This is a genomic window from Asticcacaulis biprosthecium C19 (assembly GCF_000204015.1).
GTDB lineage: Bacteria > Pseudomonadota > Alphaproteobacteria > Caulobacterales > Caulobacteraceae > Asticcacaulis > Asticcacaulis biprosthecius.
The window spans coordinates 1804099-1809646 of the sequence record NZ_GL883077.1 but is presented as its reverse complement, the minus strand read 5'-3'; the positions used below and the strand labels follow the sequence as shown (position 1 = coordinate 1809646).

Below are 5548 nucleotides of genomic sequence, written 5' to 3'. Positions count from 1 at the left end.
CGCCTTGATCCATCTCCCCCCTTAAACAGGCGAGGCGAAGGGATGCAGGTCAATTCATAACTTCCTGCCGCTTCGAAACGCAGTCGGCGTGACCTCAAACTGCGCCTTGAACGCCCGGTTGAACGGCCCGATCGAGCCAAATCCGCAATCCAGCGCGATCGTCAGGACCGGCAGATGATCATACCCCGGGTCGCTCAGCATCTGCTGCGCCTGCTCGATTCGGAACTGGTTGACCATCTGATTGAAATTAGCAAAGCCCAAGGCGCCGGTAATGCACTGCGTCACCCGATACTCGGCCTCTCCCATACGACGCGCCAGGTCGGCGACCTTCAGACTTGGCTCGGCATAGAGACGATCCTCCGTCATCAAGCGCAGCACCCGCTCGCCCAGCACGCGGTCTCCTTCTGTAGCAACCCGTCTGGGCCGTGCGCCATCCGATAACGGATTTCGCCCGCGATACCACACCGCCAGACCGGCCCCAAAAAGCCCAACCAAGGCACAGGCCACCTTGACCTGATCACTCCACTGCGCCGCCCACGTACCCTGCGGCGCGCCGCTGATCCAGATCACGCCTATGCCCATGATCGTCGCGTAGGCAGCGCTGAACATCAGCCGAAAACGCCGCTCCTCCGGGGCCATACCTCGCCGTAGTCCCAGCAAGGGTTCTACCAGGGCCAGCAGCAGGGCGGTCGAACCGATCAGCTCCATCACATTGCCGCCCATCTGCTGAACCGGGCCAACCGGGCTCCACCGCAACACGGCCGTCAGGACAATCATGGTCAGCACCAGGCACAGCGGCCACGGCAGCGCATCGGGCGCTTCCCGGCGGAACAGGGCACGCGTCAAAAGCCACGACCAGCCACAGGTGGCACAGCCCGCAATGGCCACAAAATCCACTGCCATGCCGCCTGCGCCACCCATCAGGCTACGCAGGCAAAACAGCACGATCGAACCCGCGAACAGGGCAAAATAGAGATGAATATCCCGCGGTCTGCGGCGTCGAACGGCCTGCAGCGCCGGCCAAAACAATGTGGTGTTCACGCCTACCTCCGGGCTGTTGGCTCAGGATAGCCGACATCGGAAAAAAAACTATGACCGATTTCCAAATCGGCGAGACGGCGCGGTCCCGCTGCCCTGAATGGGTGGGCTCTCCCCCTTATGGACCCGACGATGACAACACCCCCTTCCCAACTTCCCGGCACCCGCCTGCTGCAACGCTCCGGACTGATCTGGTACCTGACCGCTGCCGTCGGCCAACTGGCCTTTGTGTGGATGATAGCCAACCATTACGGTGGTCATACCCTGCGCGGCGATTATCCTGGCTGGAACGACAAGCCGATCATCAAGGGCTATGTCGAAGGCGACGTTGCGGGCAACATCATGTTCGCCGTTCACGTCCTTCTGGCCGCCGTCATCACGGTCGCCGGACTTATGCAACTGATCCCTCAAATCCGCAAACACGTCCCCGCCTTGCACCGCTGGACCGGCCGTCTATTCCTGGTGCTGGCCTATATCATGGCGCTGGGCGGCCTGTGGCTGGGCTGGGTGCGTGGCACGCGGCTGTCGCTCAATTCCGACCTCGCCGTGACCTTGAACGGCATCCTGATCCTGATCTTTGCCAGCCAGGCCTGGCGCCTGGCGGCCGCACGTCGTATCGACGAACATCGCCAATGGGCCATGCGCACCTTCATCGTGGTCAACGGCGTTTGGTTCCTGCGCATCGCCATCATGGCCTGGGCGGTACTCACCCGCGGCTGGGGCCTGGACGACAAGCTCGGAGGCCCGGTGGGGACCGTCCTCACGTTCGGCGCCTATCTGATACCTCTGGCCGTGCTGGAACTGTATTTCCTCGCCCAACGCAGCCGGCATACAATCGTCAAACGCGGCGTCAGCGCTCTGGTCCTCATCATGACCGTGCTGATGGCCGTGGGCATTTTCGGCGCCATCGCCTTCATGTGGGGCCCGTATATGTGAACTCCAAAGTGCCTGCACTTTGGCAAGGGCGACTGCCCGCCCGAGCTTATGCGAGGAGCCACGCGGGGTTTGAGCAAAAAAAATGGGCGGGTGCGAAAAATTTTCGCCCCCGCCCTTGAACCAGCTTTTTTCTCCCCCAAATCATAGGACGAAGGCGCCGATAACGGGCCTTCTTGAACGGCAACACTGCCCATTCGGGGGTGTCGATGTTGTTCAAATTCAAACCTTTATGGACGATGTACTCCGTCCGTAAGGCCTCGCTTCCTGTAAGGAGAGCCCTATGCGTACTGCTGTTGATTTTTCCCCCCTTTACCGTTCCGCCGTTGGCTTCGACCGCCTGGTCGGATTGCTCGATAGCGCGGCTCGCGCCGACACCACGCCGGGCTGGCCGCCGTATAATATCGAGCGCGTCGCCGGTGCCGATGCCGAAACTGGCGATTCCTACCGTATCGAAGTCGCCGTCGCCGGCTTCCGCCCGGACCAGCTCAACATCGAGGTCAAAGAAAACGTACTGACCGTCACCGGCAAGAAGGACGCCGATGACAGCACCCGTACCTTCCTGCATCGCGGCCTGGCCGAACGTTCCTTCGAACGCCGTTTCCAGCTCGCCGACCATATCCGCGTCACGCATGCGGACCTGGCCAACGGCCTGCTTTCGATCGCGTTGCAGCTCGAAATCCCGGAAGCCAAGAAAGCCAAGACCATCGCGATCAACACCGCTTCGAACACCCAGACGGTGCTTGAAGCCGCCGAGTAAGCCCTGCCACTAGACCGCGCCGGATAGGCGTCCTGCGCGGTTACCCTCACTTCTCCCTGAACCTGACAGGCTCTTCGGCGCCTGTGATCCCCTACGGCTTGTCCCCTCCCCGAGCCGCGGATCACAGGATGTCCGAAGAGTCTCTTTTATTTCGGGGGGAGCAACAACGCAAAGCCGCGCGACATGGTCAGCAACTGTGTAAACGCCACGTCATCGCAATCATCGGCATCGATAAACAGAAAGCCCGTCATCCTGCGACCGCCATGGATCATCGGCCGCGTGCCGGGAATCGTCAGAGCTTCGTCTTCCCGGTCCTTGCCGGGCCGGAACATGAACTGCTCGACGCCGGTCTTCAGCGTCTTGATCGACACGGTCATGTTTCCATTGATCAGGAAGACCAACCCGCCCATCATCTGTTTTTCGGAAATATCAACCGCACCCAGCGCGTCGCGCACCTTCATGGCCGTAACGTCGCTGTACGCCATTACGACGCCAGCCGCCCGCGTAAACCGACACAGGTGACGTGTTCCAACGCTTCCAGTTTCATGGAAGCACCTTCCAGATTGGCGCGCGACAGATCAGCGCCGTCCAGCTTGGCCAGCTTCAAATCGGCATCGGCCAGATTGGCCCCCCGCATCCGGGCCTCGCGCAGATCGGCCGGCAAGACGCGAGTCGCATCGATCTGCAAAGCCCCCAGATTGGCGCCTTCCAGATTGGCGCCATCCAGCCGCGCCTGATACATGCGCACCCCGCGCAGGTCGGCGCCCTTCAGGTTACAGTTACGCAGGTCCGCGCCTTCCAGATGCGCGCCCTGCAACTGCACGCCCCGCATATCGAGACCATAGAATACAGCCCCACGCGCCGACAGAGCCGTCAGGTTCAGCCCACGGATCTGACCCAGGGCGCGCAGGTCGGCCTTGTCGAAGGTCGACGGCTTCCCCTGCTTGCCCAGCGTATCGACCCATTTGGCGTGGTCCTGCAACATCTCGCCATATGGCAAGGTCTTCACGTCCGTACCGACGATCTTGTCGGTCAGAACGCCGGACATGTCGGCCTGTTCCGTGCGCATCATATCGGTCTTGGCGCCTATCAGGACGGCGTCCTTCATCGAGGCGCCAGTGAAGTCGGCCCCTGACAGGTCAGCCCCAGCCAGGTCAACATTGTTCATGATTGCCTGCTTCAGGTTCGCCCGAACCAGCTTGCAGCCCTTCATGGTAGCGTCGGAAAAGTCGGCTTTCATGGCCTGAATGCCCGATAGCTTGGAACGCTCCAGGTTGGCGCCGCGCAGGTTGGCATAGGTGGCTTCCGAGGTCCGCATCGAGATTTCAACATAGGCCAGGCCGGCGTGCTTGTCGGGCAGTGCCAGGGCGCCTTCACGCAGGTCGGCTTCGTAGAGATCGACGCCAGACAGGTTGGCGCCGCGCAGGCAGGCGCCACGCAGGTCGACTCGGCGCAGCGAGGCGCCCATCAGGTTGGCCATTTGTAGATCAGCACAAAACAGGTTGGATTTATCGAAATTGCAACCAACCAGATCGCAGTCGGCCAGGATCGCGGCAGTGAAGTCGGCGTCCTGTAACACGCGACCGCGAAAGGACAGGCCCGACAGGTCGCACCACGCAAACACAGCCCGTCCACCGCCCGGTTTACATTGAAAAAACCGTTCGTGCTTATGACAGATCACATCAACCTGGGCTTGGGACAGCTTCGTGTAGCGTCTTTCGCCCGCCGTGGCGTTCATTCTGGTTTGGCTTCCACTCATAAGACTTAAGCCGCCAGCATGTCAGAAATGTCTTAAAATTTGGCTTTATTCAGTGAGGTAGCCCAGGCGGCGCAATTCGCCGGCCAGGTCCGAGGCGTTCGGCACGCGCAGATGACGGTATCCCCTGCCAGCCCAGGCGGCCAGTTCCACGGCCAGATCGGCCGCATGTCCCGGCTGGAATTCGGCGTCGAAACCAGCAGAGTCATCGCTTTCGCGGACCATGGGTCTTCCAGTTTTCAGGAAGTGTGCAAAGGGGGCGATCAGGTGCGCCGCTTCATCGTGCAACAGCCCGGCTTCGACGGTGATGCCGGCATCTCTCAACCGTTGCGGCCCGACATGTGAGGCGAACGGCGACGGGTCATCGCAGGCATAGACGACCCTGGCGACCCCGGCGGCGACCAATCGCTCCGAACAGGACGCGCATCCGGTTGAGCGCTTACCGCACGGCTCCAGGGTAACATAGGCCGTTGCGCCCCTGGCAACGTCTCCCGCCATATCGAGGGCATTTTCCTCAGCATGCGGCCGCCCGCCGTCGCCTGTGGCGCCCTCGCCGACGACAACATCATCCTTGACTAGCACGCATCCGACAGCAGGATTGGGCCATGTATGGCCAGGACGAGCCAAGGCAATGGCCTGCCGCATAAACGGTTCGGCCAGGTCATTCAACGCTGGATAAAAATTGAACTCAGGCGACCGAACGGGCTCAACAATGTCACCGTCGCAAATAGCAGCAACGGTATCCAGAATCGGCGCCGTGTCACCAATCACGAACCGAGCTACCGACCACCCGAGCTTATTCATATACAGATCACGCACGCGATCATCGTGATTATCGTTGTGCTGACTGCCATCTATCTCGACGACCAGTCGAAGTTCCCGACAGGCAAAATCGGCAAAATACGGTCCGATCGGCAGTTGGCGTGTGAATTTACGACCGCTGAGCATACGATCGCGCAAGCCGTTCCAAACGGCCCACTCCGCGTTATTTCCCGCCTTTCGCAAACTTCGAGCGCGGTCGGTCTTTTTTTCATCGGGCCCACGCATAGCGACTTTCCTTA

The 5548-nt window shown here is 60.8% G+C and carries 6 protein-coding genes and 1 pseudogene; 2 read left to right on the top strand and 5 right to left on the bottom strand.

Features of this window, described 5'->3' with window-relative positions; all coding sequences use genetic code 11:
- Window positions 1-54 precede the first annotated feature (54 nt).
- Complete coding sequence (locus tag ABI_RS08430; RefSeq protein ID WP_006272492.1) at window positions 55-1041, bottom strand: helix-turn-helix domain-containing protein; 987 nt, start codon at window positions 1039-1041, stop codon at window positions 55-57.
- Between the two features lie 129 nt (window positions 1042-1170).
- Here ABI_RS08430 and ABI_RS08425 point away from each other — a divergent pair, with 129 nt between their 5' ends.
- Window positions 1171-1974 (top strand): DUF2306 domain-containing protein, encoded by an 804-nt coding sequence (locus ABI_RS08425; RefSeq protein ID WP_245531314.1) that lies wholly within the window; start codon window positions 1171-1173, stop codon window positions 1972-1974.
- 280 nt (window positions 1975-2254) lie between these two features.
- Window positions 2255-2731 (top strand): Hsp20 family protein, encoded by a 477-nt coding sequence (locus tag ABI_RS08420; RefSeq protein WP_006272489.1) that lies wholly within the window; start codon window positions 2255-2257, stop codon window positions 2729-2731.
- A gap of 146 nt (window positions 2732-2877) precedes the next feature.
- On the opposite strand, the gene ABI_RS08415 is transcribed toward ABI_RS08420, so the two are convergent.
- The 4 genes and pseudogenes from ABI_RS08415 to ABI_RS26625 all read right to left on the bottom strand — a co-directional run.
- Window positions 2878-3216: a hypothetical protein gene (locus ABI_RS08415; protein WP_006272488.1), complete on the bottom strand. Its 339-nt coding sequence runs from the start codon at window positions 3214-3216 to the stop codon at window positions 2878-2880.
- Window positions 3216-4469: a pentapeptide repeat-containing protein gene (locus ABI_RS08410; protein WP_006272487.1), complete on the bottom strand. Its 1254-nt coding sequence runs from the start codon at window positions 4467-4469 to the stop codon at window positions 3216-3218. Before ABI_RS08410 ends, ABI_RS08415 begins: the two co-directional genes overlap by 1 nt.
- Before the next feature lie 66 nt (window positions 4470-4535).
- Complete coding sequence (locus tag ABI_RS26185; RefSeq protein ID WP_502502886.1) at window positions 4536-5156, bottom strand: bifunctional diaminohydroxyphosphoribosylaminopyrimidine deaminase/5-amino-6-(5-phosphoribosylamino)uracil reductase RibD; 621 nt, start codon at window positions 5154-5156, stop codon at window positions 4536-4538.
- A 159-nt stretch (window positions 5157-5315) separates the two neighbouring features.
- A pseudogene (locus ABI_RS26625) lies at window positions 5316-5534 on the bottom strand (endonuclease domain-containing protein); the annotation flags it as partial.
- Window positions 5535-5548: the final 14 nt, after the last annotated feature.

Coding starts and splice junctions, on each gene's coding strand:
- ABI_RS08425 (WP_245531314.1), top strand. CDS start 1,171: ATGACAACACCCCCTTCCCAACTTCCCGGCACCCGCCTGCTGCAACGC.
- ABI_RS08420 (WP_006272489.1), top strand. CDS start 2,255: ATGCGTACTGCTGTTGATTTTTCCCCCCTTTACCGTTCCGCCGTTGGC.
- ABI_RS08415 (WP_006272488.1), bottom strand. CDS start 3,216: ATGGCGTACAGCGACGTTACGGCCATGAAGGTGCGCGACGCGCTGGGT.
- ABI_RS08410 (WP_006272487.1), bottom strand. CDS start 4,469: ATGAACGCCACGGCGGGCGAAAGACGCTACACGAAGCTGTCCCAAGCC.